At 59.3% G+C, this 16,896-nt stretch carries 10 protein-coding genes and 1 pseudogene; 3 read left to right on the top strand and 8 right to left on the bottom strand.

Annotated features, from left to right (window positions below; all coding sequences use genetic code 11):
* Positions 1 to 468 precede the first annotated feature (468 nt).
* The 7 genes and pseudogenes from B5527_RS45935 to B5527_RS30890 form a co-directional block, all read right to left on the bottom strand.
* Complete coding sequence (locus B5527_RS45935; RefSeq protein ID WP_210199306.1) at positions 469 to 648, bottom strand: hypothetical protein; 180 nt, start codon at positions 646 to 648, stop codon at positions 469 to 471.
* A gap of 49 nt (positions 649 to 697) precedes the next feature.
* The gene (gene glgX / locus B5527_RS30915) at positions 698 to 2,851 is read right to left on the bottom strand and encodes a glycogen debranching protein GlgX (RefSeq protein ID WP_079604886.1); all 2,154 of its coding nucleotides are present in this window, start codon (positions 2,849 to 2,851) and stop codon (positions 698 to 700) included.
* Positions 2,848 to 5,373, bottom strand: coding sequence for a glycogen/starch/alpha-glucan phosphorylase (locus B5527_RS30910; protein WP_079604885.1), 2,526 nt, complete (start codon positions 5,371 to 5,373; stop codon positions 2,848 to 2,850). Before B5527_RS30910 ends, glgX begins: the two co-directional genes overlap by 4 nt.
* 255 nt (positions 5,374 to 5,628) lie before the next feature.
* Entirely contained in the window at positions 5,629 to 8,010 is a 2,382-nt protein-coding gene (locus B5527_RS30905; protein WP_079604884.1) for a glycoside hydrolase family 65 protein, read from the bottom strand.
* A gap of 35 nt (positions 8,011 to 8,045) precedes the next feature.
* Positions 8,046 to 8,801: an HAD family hydrolase gene (locus B5527_RS30900; protein ID WP_079604883.1), complete on the bottom strand. Its 756-nt coding sequence runs from the start codon at positions 8,799 to 8,801 to the stop codon at positions 8,046 to 8,048.
* 54 nt (positions 8,802 to 8,855) lie between these two features.
* Entirely contained in the window at positions 8,856 to 9,425 is a 570-nt protein-coding gene (locus B5527_RS30895) for a histidine phosphatase family protein (RefSeq protein WP_079604882.1), read from the bottom strand.
* 21 nt (positions 9,426 to 9,446) lie between these two features.
* Positions 9,447 to 11,844 (bottom strand): annotated as a pseudogene (locus tag B5527_RS30890) (phosphoketolase family protein).
* A 547-nt stretch (positions 11,845 to 12,391) separates the two neighbouring features.
* On the opposite strand from B5527_RS30890, the gene B5527_RS30885 reads away from it, so the two are divergent.
* Positions 12,392 to 12,991 (top strand): hypothetical protein, encoded by a 600-nt coding sequence (locus tag B5527_RS30885; protein WP_079604881.1) that lies wholly within the window; start codon positions 12,392 to 12,394, stop codon positions 12,989 to 12,991.
* An 831-nt stretch (positions 12,992 to 13,822) separates the two neighbouring features.
* Entirely contained in the window at positions 13,823 to 15,178 is a 1,356-nt protein-coding gene (gene ltrA, locus B5527_RS30880) for a group II intron reverse transcriptase/maturase (protein ID WP_245332335.1), read from the top strand.
* A gap of 573 nt (positions 15,179 to 15,751) precedes the next feature.
* Here ltrA and B5527_RS30875 read toward each other — a convergent pair.
* Entirely contained in the window at positions 15,752 to 16,177 is a 426-nt protein-coding gene (locus tag B5527_RS30875) for a CBS domain-containing protein (protein WP_197689231.1), read from the bottom strand.
* 184 nt (positions 16,178 to 16,361) lie between these two features.
* Here B5527_RS30875 and B5527_RS30870 point away from each other — a divergent pair, with 184 nt between their 5' ends.
* Entirely contained in the window at positions 16,362 to 16,772 is a 411-nt protein-coding gene (locus tag B5527_RS30870) for a F0F1 ATP synthase subunit epsilon (protein WP_079604879.1), read from the top strand.
* The last annotated feature ends 124 nt before the right edge of the window (positions 16,773 to 16,896 follow it).

Here is a 16,896-nt window from a genome sequence, read left to right as displayed (position 1 = left end):
GCCATCTGCCACGGCACGGTGTCCAGAGGCGAGCTCCTTGGCCGCAACTGCCTGGCGGCAATCCCACGAGGCTTACCGTGCCCTTGCGCCGAACCAGGCTGAGCGCCTGGCTGGAGGCTGGCGGGGAATATCAGCGGCGATGCTGCCTTTTCGGTGCTTGGCTACAAGCTTTGGATCTGGATCACCCCGGGCAGCGGCAAGGCCAGCAGCGGCCAAATCACAGGCAATTGCAAGCTAAGCCAACCTATCCCCATGATTTTTACCGCGTGCATGGAGACACTTCAAAGCCTCTCGAACTTCGTCATCCTCCAATGCATCCTGAACCCAGTGTTCCTCAACTGTCTGCTTGCTCTTGGTCCGAAGGGCATCTCTTGCCGTTTCCGTGGGTTGCGAGGTAACCACTCTCTGCTGTTTATCCGTCATGTCTTTGCTCATTTGTCGGGTTATCGGGGATTGAAAAAGCGCTTGTCACAGCGCAGCTAGATACAAATACTCCCGCGTCCGGCAGTCGTATTGATCAAGATCAATCTCTTGCTCGAGCTCGACGATTCGGCGCGCTGCTTCGACCGCAGCTCCGGCGTCGATCGCCTGCGCCTTTGTCGTAGCCGATCGCGGCCCGGAGGCAGCGCTCCCCTTCAGAATCAGCACTGGCATCCGTAAAGTGCCAGCATGGGCGTGCGGTGGCGTACGCCACGTCTCACGCGACGATCGATTGGCTTTCGGTTGAGGGCGGGAATTGTTCCATAAGCGGGAATGATCCCAATGATCTCGGCCCCTCCAGAGCCAGTACGAGAATGACCACGGACCGCGGCTGCACGTCATATGTCGGCTGACTTACGACAGGTGCACTCTCCCAAGGGCAGATGTCATCGGGTGCCTCGATCGTCGTATCGATCCAGCGTCGCCACCCCTGCTCGGCGGACACCGGCGGCAACTCGAACGTCAGCGGTTCCCAATAGGCATTGAGCATTCCGTGAAGCAGAAGGCGGTAGCGCAAGCTTCGCAGTGTAAAGGCGAGGGAGTGCGAGTGGTCGCTCCAGTCCGGGTGTTTGAGCGCCACTCCGTGCCACTCGATGGGCGCCCGGCGAAGCAGCTGATTGAGGCTGGGCGCCGTCATTTCCGCCACCACGTCAGGGCGATGGCGAAATCTGTTGAGCGCTTTCACGAATCGGTGGATATCGCCATGCCGCTCTAGGAGGCTCCAGTCGAACCAGCTGATATCAGAGTCTTGGCAGTAGGCGTTATTGTTGCCCCTCTGGGTTCGGCGCACCTCGTCGCCCATGAGCAGCATCGGCGCGCCGGCCGATAACAGCTCCAGTGCGAAGAAGTTCTTGACCTGCCGGTTGCGCAGCGCCTCGACCATTGGATCCTCGGTGGGCCCCTCCACGCCGCAGTTCCAGCTCAGATTGCCCTCGGAGCCGTCGCGGTCGTTCTCGCCATTGGCTTCGTTGTGCTTTCGGTCGTACGAGACGAGATCGTTGAGGGTGAACCCATCATGGCAGGTCACGAAATTGATGCTTTGCTCGACCTCGCGCTCCTCGTGACCGTAAATGTCGGGGCTGCCCAGGATCCGTGCGGCCACGCCCGATACCGAGCCGTTGTCGCCTTTCAGGAAACGTCGCACATCGTCGCGGAACCGGCCGTTCCACTCCTGCCACCGGTCTCCGATGAAGCTTCCGACCTGATAGAGTCCGGCGGCATCCCACGCCTCAGCAATCAGCTTGGTACCGGCCAGCAACGGATCCGACTCGATGTCCCAGAGAACGGGCGGGTTCGGCAGCAAACGACCCTCCTCGTCGCGCGACAGGATCGAGGCCAGATCGAATCGGAATCCGTCCACATGCATCTGGGATACCCAGTAACGCAAGCTGTCCTGGATCAGCCGGCGCACGATCGACTGGTTGGCATTCAGCGTGTTGCCACAGCCGGTGTAGTCGGCGTATCGGGATTTGTCCTTCTCGAGGATGTAATAGACGTCGTTCGCCAGACCGCGATAGCACAACGTCGGTCCTGTCCGGCCGCCTTCCGTTGTGTGATTGAACACAACATCCAGGACGACTTCGAGGCCCGCGCGGTGGAGCGCCTTGACCATGTCCCTAAATTCGTCAAGGACTGCGAGCGAGCTCTCCTGTGAGCTGTACGCCCGATGCGGCGCGAAGAACGAGACCGGCGCATAGCCCCAGTAGTTCGTCTTCCCCGGCGGGCAGTCCTGCGCGTCGAACTGGAACACCGGCAGCAGCTCCACTGCGGTGACGCCCAGATCTTTGAGGTATGGGATCTTTTCGATCACTCCAGCGTATGTGCCGCGCTTCTCGGTCGCGACGCCTGAGCTGGGATGACGAGTAAATCCGCCCACATGCAGCTCGTAAATCACGGTCTCGACAAAGGGTCGCGCGAGCGGCAGATCACCTTGCCAATCGTACCGATTGGGATCGGCTACGACGCTTTTCATCGCCACGGCAAGATTATCGCCGGGACGCGCCGCAGCCCAGCGGTCGTATGCCTTGGGCACGGCTACGGCAAGCCCGTAAGGATCGAGCAGCACCCTCTCGGGGTCAAACCAAAGTCCGCGGTCCGGATCGAAGGGCCCATGGGCCCGGTAAGCATACACCTGGCCCGGCCGAAGGTCCGGCACGAACACATGCCAGTAGTGATACGTGCGACATTTATCCGCAGCGAGAGGAATGATCCTTGTGGGCTGCGTGGCATTCTCGTCATCGAACAGCAACAGCTCGAGCAGGACCGCATGCTTAGAGAACACGCTGAAATTGACGCCACCCGGCAGGACCGTCGCGCCGAGGGGAGCGCTCGTACCCGATGTGACATCGCGGGTACTCACCGTCCGCATCATGCTCGTCTTTCGTCAGGAGCGATCGGCGTGACCTTCCAGATGTCGCGGCAATATTCCCGAATCGAGCGGTCGGAGGAGAAGTGACCGACCCGCGCGGTGTTGAGAATAGACATGCGCGTCCAGGCATTTTGATCGGAGTACGCGTCGCTGACGTGCTGTTGGCATTCCACGTAGGCCTGATAGTCCGCCAGGAGCATGTAGTCGTCGCTTGTGAGCAGCGATTCGACCAGCGGGTAAAAGAGCCCGCGATCGCCGTTTGAAAAGAATCCGGAATTGATGAGGTCGATTGCCTCGCGCAGCTCCGGATTTGATTGGTATATGCTGCCCGGTCTGTAGCCCTCAGCCCTTACTCTTTCGACCTCCTCAGCCGTCAGGCCGAACAAGAAGAAATTCTCGTGTCCCACTGCGTCGCGGATCTCGATGTTGGCGCCGTCCAACGTGCCGATTGTTATTGCCCCGTTCATGGCGAATTTCATGTTGCCTGTGCCCGACGCCTCCTTGCCTGCCGTGGAGATCTGTTCCGACAGATCTGCGGCGGGATAGACGCGGTGGCCGTTCTTGACGTTGAAGTCCGGCAGGAACACCACTTTGAGAACCTCAGAGACGACTGGGTCTTGATTGACGACGGCCGCGACGGAGTTGATTAACTTGATGATCAGCTTGGCCATGCGGTATCCCGGAGCGGCCTTGCCGCCGAAGATGACCGTTCGGGGAGGTCCCGCAGCGCTGGAGTCACGCCTGAGCCTGTTGTAAAGAGTGACCAAGTATAAGAGGTTCAGGTGTTGGCGCTTGTACTCGTGCAGCCGCTTCACCTGGATGTCGAAGAGCGAGTGCGGATCCACGATGACGCCCGTGCGCTCCTTGATGAAGCCGGCTAGGTTGCGTTTGTTATCGGCCTTGACGGCTTGCCAATCTCTTTGAAAGTCGATGTCGCTAGCCAGCGGCTCAAGGTGCTTGAGCTCGTCTTCCAGATTCGCTATCCATCGGTCACCGATGTGCCGAGTGATGAGCGCGCTCAAGTTCGGATTGCTCAGCGCGATCCAGCGCCGCGGCGTCACGCCGTTCGTCACGTTGAGGAATTTCTCCGGCGACACCCGGTGGAAATCGCGGAGCACCGTCCGCTTCAAAAGCTCGGTATGGAGGGCGGCCACCCCGTTGATCGCATGGCTCCCAACGCTCGCGAGGTGCGCCATGCGTATATATTTGTCTCCCGCTTCATCGATCAGCGAAAGCCGCCGAAGCAGCTGATCGTCATTCGGATAGCGCAGCCGGAGATCGTCGAGGAAGCGACGATTGATCTCGTAGATGATTTCCAGATGGCGCGGCAATAGCTTGGCGAACAATGGCAGCGGCCACCGCTCGAGCGCTTCGGCAAGAAGCGTGTGATTCGTGTAGCCGCATGTCTTCTGGGTGACAGCCCACGCCTCACCCCACTCCATCGCGTGCTCGTCCACGAGCAGGCGCATCAACTCGGCAACGGCAATGGAGGGATGTGTGTCATTCAACTGCACGGCCCAATACGAATGAAGCTCGTTGAGCGCTTTGTCGCGCATAAGGAGCAATCGGATCATGTCCTGCAGCGAGCAGGACACAAAGAAGTACTGCTGTGCCAGCCGCAGCTGCTTGCCTGCTTCAGGCTCGTCGTTGGGATAAAGCACCTTGGAGATGGTTTCCGATATGACCTTCTCGTCCACGGCCCGGTAGTAGTCGCCGACGTTGAATGCTTCGAAATCGAAGGGTTCAGTGGCTTCGGCCTTCCACAAGCGCAAGAGGTTTGTGGTGGGCACTCGGTAGCCCGGGACGGGGGTGTCGTAGGCGATGCCCTTGACCACCTTCTCGGGAAGCCAGCGCACGCAATATCGACCGGCTTCGTCTTGGTACGGCTCCGTGCGCCCTCCGAACTTCACATCGAACGCGATTTCCGAACGCACGATCTCCCAGGGGTTGCCGAAGCGCAGCCACTTGTCCGTGACCTCGACCTGCCAGCCGTCACGAATCGCCTGATCGAAGATTCCGAACTCGTAGCGGATGCCGTAGCCGATAGCCGGAACGTTCAGCGTCGCCAGCGAGTCCATGTAGCACGCCGCCAGGCGGCCGAGACCGCCATTACCCAACCCAGGCTCCTCCTCCTGCTCAAGGAGGCCCGACAGATCTTGCCCCACTCGCGACAGCGCCTCCTCTACGGCCTGCCATATCCCGAGATTGATGAGGCTGTTGCCGAGATGCGGTCCCGTCAAAAACTCCGCCGAAAGATAGCCAACAACCTTGGCGTCCGTATTCGCTCCGGCAATCGATCCCACGGTGGCTACATAGCGCTCCATCATGCGGTCGCGAACGGTGTAGGCGAGGGCCATGTACCAGTCGTTGCGCGTCGCGTGCCGTGGCAGTTTTCCCTGAAGGCAGTGCAGGTTTTCGATCAGGGCTGTGGCGATCGCATCCGCTCCAAGTCCGGTGCGAACGTTCGTGAGAGCAATCGGGCTGCGTGCGTTGGCTGGGGAATTACTCGTGAGTTCAGGCCCCATGCGTCCTCCTCCTCCTCAAGTGTCTAGCCCATCGGATCGGGCAGGTCATAGGGCCGGATGATCTTATGACCATCCTGGAAGGCTCGCCATTTGAGTTTGCCGAGTAGTCGCGCCGGCGAGCTCCGGCAAACAGGCATGGCGGCATAGGCGAAACGACCTTGCCAAAGCGCCCACGATGCCTCGGTGCGTGTGGACTTGCGCTTTCATCTGCAGAGCGACTGCGCCAACGCTCGATTGGCATTCGAGATCCGGTCCTCATCTTCTACTGATTGTCCGCACCGCCAGCGGATTTTCCCGAGTCAGTTCAACTTCTTCGGTTTCATGGCGGATGACGAGGCACTCGCCCTCACGCAACGCGTACTCCACCTTCTCCAGACCGATTTCCACTTCCAGCAGCTGGCCGCGGTAGGTTACGGGAAATCGAAGGATGGCGTTGTCCTCGGGAGCACGGCGTGGCCAGAACGACAACGTGCCGTCATCGTCGCGCATACCGCCGAAACCATAGGTAAGCATCATCCAGGTGCCACCCATGGAGGCGATATGACAGCCGTCCTTCACGTTACCCCCCACGTCCGCCAAGTCCATGAGCAGTGCCGCCATCCCGTAACGAATGGCTTTATCAATGTCGCCGATCTGTGCGGCGATGATCGCCTCGACGCATGACGAGAGCGATGAGTCGCCCGTCGTCAATGGGTCGTAGAAATCAAAGTTGCGCTTCTTCGATTCTGGAGAAAAAACGTCGCCCAACAAGAACATGGCCAAGATGACGTCCGCTTGCTTGATCACTCGCTTCCGATAAATATTCAGAGGATGATAAAATAGCAGCAGCGGATAATGGTCGGCCGGCGTGTTCCGGAAATCCCATGGCTCCTTGTCCAGAAAGTTGTCATCCTCCGGAATAATCTGCAGCTTTTCATCATACGGCACATACATATTCTCCGCCGCGTGGATCCATGCCTTCGCCTCAGACGGCTCAAGCGCGGTTTTTTGTACAAGCGCGTTGTATGCATCCAGCTCTGTCGCCCGCAGGGATTCGACAACCTCGGTTGCGTACCGCAGGTTTTCGCGGGCCATCAAATTCGTATATGCGTTGTCATTTACGACGGCGTTGTATTCATTGGGGCCAGTGACACCGTTGATGCAGAACTTTCCTCCTTTTGCATCCGAGTAGAACCCCAGGTCCAGCCATAGGCGCGCCGTTTCCACGAGCATCTCGGCACCGAAGTCTCGCAGGAATGCTTCATCGCCCGTCGCCTGCACATACTTGCGCAGCGCGTACATGATGTCCGCATTGATGTGATACTGCGCGGTTCCGGCGGCGTAGTACGCCGATGCTTCTTCCCCGTTGATGGTGCGCCACGGAAACATGGCTCCTCGATGGTCTAATTCCTTGGCGCGCGCTCGTGCCTGCGGCAGCATCTTGTAGCGAAAGGCCAAGAGATTCCTGGCGATCCGCGGGGACGTGTAGGTCAGAAACGGCAGCAAGTAGATCTCCGTGTCCCAAAAGTAGTGCCCTTCGTAAGCTTGTCCGGTGAGGCCTTTCGCCGGCACACCCGTGTCCTCCGCCCGCGCCGAGGCCTGCAGAATGTGAAAAAGGTTGAAACGGATCGCTTGTTGGATCTCCACGGTGCTGCGCTTTGTTCGGTCCTCCCTGATATCCTTGATCCGCACATCGCTCCGGCGCCAAAAATCGTCCATGTACTGCTGTTGAGAGGCGAGCAGCTGCCGGAAGCCCTGGGTCACTACGCGATCCAATGTCCATTCAGCACGGCCGCAGAGCTCTTCGGCCGAAACCGTCTGCGAGGTGTGATAGACGAGGTATTTGGTTAGTTCGAGTGGACAGCCGGGCTGCGCGTCGATGGTGAACGCAACTTGGCCGAAGTCAGCGGTGTGGACAACCTTGCAGGAATGCGGGGAAGAGCTCTCCAACGCAGTGTCAGTCGCACATGTCAGCGTGAAGCGGCTGCTTTCGGTCGCATGGCACAGCACGATGCGCCGGTCTTTGGAGTAGCTCGCTCGCGGATGGAGTACCCGGCCCGGAAGGGCTCGCGCCAATCGCGGGTCGCCCCCGCTGTCGCCGGCGCTGGCTTCATTGGTCGCCATCTCCGACGAGATCACGACAAAGGCTTGCGCATTGAGGAGTGTCACACAATAGGAGATGGCGGCCACGTGCCGGTTGGCGAAAGAGATCAAACGTCGGGATGTGATCGACACCTGTTTTCCGGCGGGCGTCTCCCAAAGGATCTCCCGGTCGAGCGTCCCGGACTTCATGTTGAGCCGCCGGTCGTATTTTAACAAACGCGCATTGGGCAACCAGAACGGCTCGTCATCAACGAAGAGCTTGATGATCTTGCTGCCGGTCACGTTGCAGATCGTCTGGCCAGTTTTGGCGAAACCATAAGCTTCTTCGCCATAGACAATCGGGCGTGTTTCATAGAACCCATTGATAAAAGTGCCATTCTCGGCGTTGGGGCCCCCTTCTTCCGGGCACCCGCGCATGCCGAGATATCCGTTGCCGAGCGCCGACATCGTTTCCGACTGGGCCAGGAATTCAGGGTGAAACGTTTTTTCGATGACGTTCCACTCATCGGCCGGATAATCATGGGATGGCGGCCTGAGGCGTTCATGGTGCAGCATCGGGCTGTTCCTCCCACGTCAGCGCGAGGCGTTGGTCACTCGACCAGTTCGCCCAAGTCGTCGACCACCAGATGCGCGCCATGACGCTTCAGCTCCTCGGCATTTCCCTTGCGTGCGACGCCGATCACAAGCCCGAACTTCCCATTGGAGCCGGCCTCAACTCCGGAAATGGCATCCTCGATGACCACTGTCCGTATCGGCTCAACACCGAGCTGCTTTGCAGCTATCAAGAACGTGTCCGGGGCCGGTTTCCCGGCAAGTCGCTGTGCTTGGATCAGATTGCCGTCGACCCGCACTTCGAACAGGTCGTCTAACTTGGCCGCCCTCAGGACGGCATCGCAGTTTTGACTGGAGGTCACGACGGCAATTTTGAACCCATCCCGGCGGAGTTGATGAATGAATTGGACGGTTCCGGCGTAAGGCTCCACGCCCAGCTCCGCGATGGCACAGTTCACCAGCTCGTTCTTGCGATTCCCGAGTCCGTGCACGGTTTCGACGTCTGCAGGGTCGTCAGGGGTTCCCTCAGGCAGTTGGATACGGCGTGATCTCAAAAAGTCACGAACGCCGTCGAAACGGAGCTCTCCATCCACGTAGAGCCGGTAGTCCGTGGCGAGATCAAAGGGGCGGAATACCTCCCCTTTCTGTTCCGCTCGCTCCCGAAGGTATTCGTCAAACATCTGCTTCCAACACGTCGCGTGGAGAGTGGCAGTGTTCGTTATTACGCCGTCGAGATCAAAAAGAACGGCGTCGTACTGGTCACGGTTGACGCGCTTGCTCTCAGGCCGCGGCATGAATCGCTCTCCTGTTACTCACGGACCTGAGCGCACAACTGACCTCGCTGCGATCTAGTCGAGGAGAGGTCCGTTCCAAATCCCTAGGGCCGGTATTTTGCCGTAGTAGCCCAGCACACACAGGGTGCCCGTATTCAGCAGAAAGTGTTGACCTCCGCCCGGAGGCAGCCCGATCCAGCGCGCCACGAACACGCGCAGGACGTGCCCGTGCGCGAACAACGCGGTGTCGCCCTCCATCGCGCGCGACCGGGCGATCACCCGGTCCACGCGCGCACCGACGTGCTCCGGCGTCTCGCCGCCCGGGCATCCATCCCGGAAGATCAACCAGCCCGGCGCGATCTCCTGGATTTGCTCGGGCGTCAGCCCCTCGTATTCCCCGTAATTCCACTCGACGAGATCAAAGTCGATGACGGCCTTATCTCCCAAGCCTGCCAGCTCGCAGGTCTCTCGTGCTCGCTGCATCGGGCTGCAGAGAACCAGCGCAAAGGCTTCGGCCGCGAGTACCGGCCGCATCCGCTTGGCAAGCCGGCGGCCGTTGTCGGTCAACGGAATGTCCGTCGTACCCGTGTGCTGGCCACTGCGGCTCCAGGCCGTCTCCCCGTGCCTGATTGCGAACACGTTCACGTTCTCCTCCCGCCAGCAGGGTCATACATTATCGGCGGCTGTCGAACGAACCACCGCGGAAGCCGCCTCCTGCCCCCATCTCCAGCCGGTGATCTCGGGCATATCGTCCCCGTATCGGGCGATGTACTCCTTGTGGTCGATGAGCTTGTCCCGGATCGCCTGCTTAGCGTAAGCGGCCCGCGGTCCGAGCTTTGGCACGCGGTCGATCACATCGCTCACGAGGTGGAAGCGATCGAGATCGTTCAGCACGCACATGTCGAACGGTGTCGTGGTCGTGCCCTCTTCCTTGTAGCCGCGCACGTGAATGTTCCGGTGGTTCGTACGCCGGTAGGTCAGCCGGTGTATCAGCCACGGGTAGCCATGGAAGGCAAAAATGATCGGCTTGTCGACGGTGAACAGCGCATCGAAATCGCCATCCGGCAGGCCGTGCGGGTGCTCGGTCGTTGGCTGCAGCTTCATCAGATTGACGACATTGATGACGCGGACCTTCAGCTCGGGCGCGTGCCTTCGAAGGAGGTCGACAGCGGCCATGGTCTCTAGCGTCGGCACGTCACCGCAGCAGGCCATCACGACATCGGGCTCACCGCCCTGGTCGTTGCTGGCCCACTCCCAGATGCCGAGGCCAGCCTCGCAGTGCTTGACCGCCTGGTCCATCGTCAGCCACTGAGGAGCGGGCTGCTTGCCCGCGACAACGACGTTGACGTAGTTCCGGCTGCGGAGGCAATGGTCGGTGACCGACAGTAAACAGTTGGCGTCGGGCGGCAGATAGACGCGGATGACTTCGGCTTTCTTGTTGATGACGTGGTCGATGAATCCCGGGTCCTGGTGGCTGAAGCCGTTGTGGTCCTGGCGCCAGACATGGCTCGACAAGAGATAGTTCAGCGAGCCGATCGGTCGCCGCCAGGGAATGTGGTTGCACACCTTGAGCCACTTGGCGTGCTGGTTGAACATCGAATCGATGATGTGGATGAACGCCTCGTAGCAAGAGAAGAAGCCGTGCCGGCCGGTCAGGAGATAGCCCTCGAGCCAGCCTTGGCATTGGTGTTCGCTGAGCATCTCCATGATCCGCCCGCCAGGGGCCAGGTGATCATCCCAGGGATGGGTTTCCGCGACCCAGGCACGATTGGTGACCTCGAGCACATCCTGCCATCGATTCGAGTTATTCTCGTCGGGACTGAAAAGGCGGAAATTTCGTTGCTCCATGTTCAGTTTCATCACATCGCGTAAGAACCGGCCCATCACCCGCGTGGACTCGGCCGTAACGGCGCCGGGTGCGGTCACCTCGACAGCGTAATCGCGGAAGCTCGGCAGCCGCAGTTCACGCAGGAGCAAGCCACCATTGGTGTGCGGGTTGGCGCTCATGCGGCGGGTACCTCGAGGTGCGAGGTCGGCCAACTCGGGTCGGAGGCGGCCGCTGTCGTCGAAGAGCTCCGCAGGTCGGTAGCTCTTCATCCACTGTTCTAGAATGCGTACATGGGACGCATTCTCATGCATCTCGCCCATCGGCACCTGGTGCGAGCGCCAGTAGTCCTCGGTGCGCTTGCCATCGATTTCTTTCGGACACGTCCAGCCCTTGGGTGTGCGAAGCACGATCATCGGCCAGCGGGGACGCTCGCTGAAACCCTTTCGACATGCGTCCGATTTGATGCGCTGAATTTCGCCGACGACCCTATCTAGAGTGGCGGCCATGAGGTCGTGCATTTTTTCCCGGCTCATCCCCCTCGACGAAATACGGCGTGTAGCCATAGCCGCGGAACAGCTGCTCCAGCTCCTCATGGCTGATGCGGGCGAGAATGCAGGGATTGGCAATCTTGTACCCGTTCAGGTGCAGGATCGGCAACACCACCCCGTCGGTCGCCGGGTCCAAGAATTTGTTGGAATGCCAGCTCGTTGCCAGCGGTCCAGTCTCCGCTTCGCCGTCGCCGACAACGCAGGCAACGATCAAATCGGGGTTGTCGAAGGCCGCCCCGTAGGCATGCGAGAGGGCGTAGCCGAGTTCGCCGCCTTCGTGAATTGAACCGGGAGTCTCCGGTGCAACGTGGCTCGGAATGCCGCCAGGAAAGGAAAATTGGTTGAACAGGCGCTTCATGCCCTCTTCATCGGGAGAGATGTTCGGATAGACCTCGCTGTAGGTCCCCTCGAGGTAGGCGTTGGCGACCAGACCGGGACCGCCATGCCCGGGGCCGGTGATGTAGATCATGTCGAGGTCGTGCTTCTTGATCACCCGGTTCAGGTGAACGTAGATGAAGTTCAAGCCTGGCGTCGTTCCCCAGTGGCCGAGGAGCCGGGGCTTGATGTGTTCCTTGGTGAGCGATTGCTTTAGCAGCGGGTTGTCATAGAGATAGATCTGGCCGACCGACAGGTAGTTGGCGGCCCGCCAGTACGCATCCATCAATGCCCGCTCTTTGTCAGCCATCATTGCCTCCTGATCCAGGTCATCTAACTGCTGCAGCTCCTTAAAAAGCTGCGTCTGAACACGGATTAGCTCTTCTTACTCTTCGACATTTTTACTGCCGAGCGCTGCAAGGTCGAACGAGGTCAAATCGGGTGGTGAACCTTGCACAATTTGAAATTGGGCGTGGGGCCATACCATGGTTTCCTTCACTGGCGTGAACTAACCGTTCCGGGCAATCACGATGTCCCCTCGGTACTTCACCGCGCCGCTCTGCTTGCGAAGCCCGCGTGGTCAGTCGATGTCGACACCTTCGCCCGACACGGCAAGGCGGGTGCTCGAAGGAGATGCAGATCAGCGCGATCGACAGCCGCGGCATTGCCCGCAGGTTAGGCGCGCGTCGGCGATGGTCGTTGATTTAGATCAAGCGCGGCCCAATTTAATCATGGCTTGTCCGGTCAGACCAAGATCATTCTGAGGTTTGACGTTGACCCACATCAAAAATGGTTTGGCGCGGCATGTTAATCAGCAAGATGGGTGGGCAGCACCATTTCGAAATTCATGGAGATGAGCAATGGCTACGCAAAGCAATATCCACTTCTTTACAAATTGGGCCAAGGAGCGTCTCGATGAAATGGACGCCGCAGTGACGTCGTTTGAAGGGAAGCTCGCCGAGGTGCAGTCCGATGCCCGCGACAAGGCCAACAAGGTTCTGGCTGACCTGCGTAAGCAGCGCGATGACTTCCGGGAAACGATTACGAAGCAGTCGGAAGCTAACGAGTCCGCTTGGATTCAGGCAAAGGCAAAACTAGAAGCTGACTGGCGCTCGTTCGAGGCCGAGGTCAAGAAATATGTCGAGAGCTTCGGCAAAAAAATCGAGCACCAACAGGCGACGTTCAAGGTTCAAGCCGACGCCCAATTGAAAGCGTGGCGCGAAGCGGCCGATCAGCTTGGCATCGATGCCAAAAAATTCGCTGCTAAGCGTCGGAGCGAAATCGACGCCGCCGTAAATCGTATGAACGCCGATGCCGCCGAGGCGGAGAAAAAACTCCAGAAGTTGAACGAGGCGGGGACCCAGTCATGGTCCGCACTTATGGCTGCTTTAACGGAAACGCGCGCTGCATTCGATCGCGCCAATCAGATGGCGCAGGAGGCGTTCAAGCGAGTTGCTTGACCAAGTGCTGATTGGATTCGGAGAGACCGCCGCGAGGCGGTCTTTCTTTTGTCGGACATTCGACTGATAGCCGATAACCACCCGAGCCTGTGGTGGTTCTTCAACAAGGTGAAGCGGCTCTGGCTCGCATCGCTCAAGCGGCGCAGCCAAACGGCACGCCTCAGCTGGGAGAGGTTCATCCAGTTCGCCGCCCGCTTCTTTCCGCCAATCAGAACTATACACCCGCTGCCTTGTCACCCCTTCGACGCCAGAACCCGAGGGAGGAGCCCGGTGCGTTAGCAGCGCACGCCGGGATCTGTGCGGGTTGCGCCTTGCAAGCGCGTTGAAGTCTGCCGTCTGCGATGACGGCCGCGGCAAAGCCTAGCGAGCAGCCGCGAACCGAGTCTTGCGTGGCGTCCGGTAACGGCCGCTGCGAAGCGTAGACAGGGAGGTTGTAGGCCGGAATGAAGTGAACGGGAAAATAGCCCCGAAATCGATCGTGATCGGAGTTTCTGACCCTATCCCGTAATGGGGAAGGCGGAACCAAAGACCGCGCCAACGCCAGCGGCCTGAGATGCTCCCGGGGTTCGTACCGCCAGCATGCAACCAAAGGAAGCAACGTGAACAAGGGAAATCCATCCGGTTCAGGCGCAAGCTTGTAGGACCTGCCAAGCCGAAGAGGTGAGAAGGGTCTGATGACCGGGTGGAAGTCAGACTGACCGATAGTACTCCGAGGACGGGAGAGCCGGCCACCTGGGGAAGCGGTCAGCGGTAGTTGAATTGTTCTTGGGCGACATGGGCTCCATGCAACGGGAGTTACGGCCTTCTATTCAAAGAGAAGATCAGCTGACCATGGAAACGAAACTTGAACAGATAGCAGTGAAAGCTCGAAGGGAGCCAAATCTCCGCTTCACCTCGCTGGCCCATCACATCACGCGCGACCGGGTGCTGGAGAATCTATCAGAGATTCCGAAGCGATCCGCCGCCGGGGTGGATGGTCAGACGGTGGAGGCGGCGAAGGAGAGCTTCGAGGGCTGGATAGAGCCGGTGCTCCAATCCATCCACCGCCAGGGATATCGCGCGCCTAACATTCGGCGGGTCTATATCCCCAAGCCTGGCAAGACGGAGAAGCGCCCCCTCGGGGTTCCAACTGTCGCCGACCGGGCGCTCCAACGCACCACGGCTGAGGTGCTGTCCGCCATCTACGAGCAGGACTTCTTGCCCTGCTCGTTCGGCGGCAGGCCGGAGCTCAGCGCCCATCCCGCCTTGGCGACCCTCAATGAGGTCATCGCCGGCGGCATGATCGGCTGGGTGCTGGAGGCGGATTTGAAGAACTTCTTCGGGAGTCTCAATCATGATTGGGTCCTCCGGTTTGTCGAATATCGGGTAGGCGATCCGCGCCTGATCAGCTTGATCCGGCGTTGGTTGAAAGCGGGCGTCCTGGAAGATGGAGCGGTTCGTCCGAGCGAACAGGGAACCCCGCAAGGTGGATCGATTAGCGTGCTGTTGAGCAATATGTACCTTCATTACGTTCTCGACCTCTGGTTTGAACGCGTGGTGAAGGGCCGGTTGCGGGGCGAAGCCCGACTGGTGCGCTACATCGATGACTTTGTGATCTGTTTCCAATACCGATCGGATGCCCTCCGCGTGCAGGACGCCCTGCGTCTCCGGTTGGGGAAATTCGGCCTTGCTCTAGAGCCGACCAAGACCAAACTGGTCGAGTTCGGTCGGTTCGCGCAGAAACACGCGGGCAAGCGCGGCAGGAACCGCCCGGAAACAATCTACTTTCTGGGCCTGACGCTCTATTGCTCGCGAAACCAAAAAGGCAACTTCAAGGTTGGGATGCGTACCGAGAAATCTCGGCTAAAGCGCAGCCTCCTGTCTCTGCAAGAGCTGATGCGGCGAATACGGCATTATAAAATCAGCGACCAGGCCGGTGAAATCAACATCGTCCTGCGCGGCCACTATGCCTATTACGGCGTCGCCGGAAATCTCCGGAGCCTCGTAAAAGTCTGTCGGGTCGTCGAGCGTTACTGGCGCAAGATGTTGTGCAGCCGCAGCTGGGCAAGCCGTCGCCTCACTTGGGGACGCCTTCAACCAAATCAAAGAGCGGACACCGTTGCTGACACCAAAACTGCGCCTCCCATGCGGGAGGCTGCAGGCGCTAGCAGTGCTGTGAACCAACTGCCGAAGAGCGTAGTGCGGTAAATCCGCACGCTACGTTCTGTGGGAACCGGAGGCGGGCGACCGCCTCCGGTGACCCGGTGGGCGAGGAGAAATCCTCGTCCCTACCGCGACCGTCACTGTCCCGGCGCGGCGCTGAGGTGAACTGTCGCTGCTAGGATGCGCCAACCCTCAACAGAGCGATAGAAATCGACAAGCCCCGTTCCCCAATTAAAAAGGCGCTGGCGCCATCATGGGGATCCACCAGCCAAACCGGCGAGTTCAATTTTTGCATCGCGGGCGCAAAGTACAAGAGTGGCATGTCCTCGACGATCTGCCGGATAGTGATGCAGATATCGCCGCCGTCCTCGCCGGCGTGGCTCTGCGGGGCGCGGCCCCCGGCCCCGGTCGAGCAGGGCGGTGACGAAAAATGCGATAGATTTCCCTAGCCCGGACCCGCCGCGAAGCTACGCCGCGACACCTTGAAGTCCGCATCGACTCGATCTCGGAGAGTATCCGCGAGACGCTCGACATGTTTCAATCCACGCCCCCGCGAAGGGGGCGACGCGCACCGGCGGCGCGGGACGGCTAAGCTCAAGCTCAGCTGACAGTCCAGCGTTAACGTGCAGCAATGTAGGCATCGCGCAGGACGTTGGTCTCGAGTTCCAGATCGTCCAGACGATGTTTGACCACGTCGCCGATGCTAATTATACCGGCGAGCTTGCCGTCATGGACCACCGGCATGTGGCGCACGCGGTGGCGGGTCATCAGGTCCATCACGTGAGAGACAGTTTCGGCCGGGGATAAGGTGATTACGCCATGTCGCATGATGTCGCTCACAGACATCGATGTGGCAGTCTCGCCGTAGCGAGAAATCGCGTGAACGATTTCACGTTCAGAAATGAGACCAAGAACTGCGTCGCCGCGCGTTACCACGAGAGCGCCAATACTTTTTGCACGCAGCCAATCAGCCGCTCTCTTGACGCTAACTTCCGGGGCTATTGTTGCCACGTCGGTTCCCTTTTTTCTCAGAATACTTTCCACGGACATAGCATCCTCCAATCGCAGCCGTCGTTGTGATACTTGCCTTGGCCTTTGCAGGGCTTCATGATGTCAATGAGTGGTTCCAATGCGCGGCCGGGTACCGAGCCGAATGTCTGCCCGTCGGCTGCCTCGACGTCGTGTGAGCCAAGATTCTACACAAGATTAGAGCGATTGGGAAAGTACAATGTCAACTTTCAAAGCAAACCTTGTGTCGCCGGAAAAGCTCTTGTTTTCAGACGAGGTAGATCAGGTCGACTTGCCGGGCTTGGAAGGCGATTTCGGCGTTCTGGCCGGCCATGCGCCGATCGTTTCAGCGCTACGCCCGGGAATTGTAGTAATTAGAGCCGCTGACACCCAGCAGGGATTTGTAGTGCTAGGAGGGCTGGCCGAATTTTCGAAAGAGGAACTCACCATTCTTGCGGACGCTGCCTCAACAGTTGAGGATTTTGATCTTACTGACCTAATGGCCCGCATCGACGTATTGCAGGATAACTTGGCGAAGATTTCGATCGGCCAAGAACTTGATCGTGCCATGGAACAGCTCGATCATTACAAATCCCTCCACAAGAGTTTGACCCTGACCACGGCCTTCTAGCTGTAGGAATCGTTTAACAGACGCGCGATAGGCTTCTTTCGCCGTCACGGCACACGTTACGTAACGACCGCCAAGGCGCTGGGCATCAATCCATCACCGGCGATGCTCGCGCGCGCCGACGAGG

The sequence above is a fragment of the Bradyrhizobium erythrophlei genome, assembly GCF_900129425.1.
Taxonomy (GTDB): domain Bacteria; phylum Pseudomonadota; class Alphaproteobacteria; order Rhizobiales; family Xanthobacteraceae; genus Bradyrhizobium; species Bradyrhizobium erythrophlei_C.
Note: the sequence above shows the minus strand (reverse complement) of the source record. Positions and strands in the feature narration are given on the sequence as shown.

What these genes read in the sequence shown, in the direction of transcription:
- glgX (WP_079604886.1), bottom strand. Translation starts at nt 2,851, where the DNA reads ATGATGCGGACGGTGAGTACCCGCGATGTCACATCGGGTACGAGCGCT.
- ltrA (WP_245332335.1), top strand. Translation starts at nt 13,823, where the DNA reads ATGGAAACGAAACTTGAACAGATAGCAGTGAAAGCTCGAAGGGAGCCA.
- B5527_RS30885 (WP_079604881.1), top strand. Translation starts at nt 12,392, where the DNA reads ATGGCTACGCAAAGCAATATCCACTTCTTTACAAATTGGGCCAAGGAG.
- B5527_RS30910 (WP_079604885.1), bottom strand. Translation starts at nt 5,373, where the DNA reads ATGGGGCCTGAACTCACGAGTAATTCCCCAGCCAACGCACGCAGCCCG.
- B5527_RS30870 (WP_079604879.1), top strand. Translation starts at nt 16,362, where the DNA reads ATGTCAACTTTCAAAGCAAACCTTGTGTCGCCGGAAAAGCTCTTGTTT.
- B5527_RS30900 (WP_079604883.1), bottom strand. Translation starts at nt 8,801, where the DNA reads ATGCCGCGGCCTGAGAGCAAGCGCGTCAACCGTGACCAGTACGACGCC.
- B5527_RS30905 (WP_079604884.1), bottom strand. Translation starts at nt 8,010, where the DNA reads ATGCTGCACCATGAACGCCTCAGGCCGCCATCCCATGATTATCCGGCC.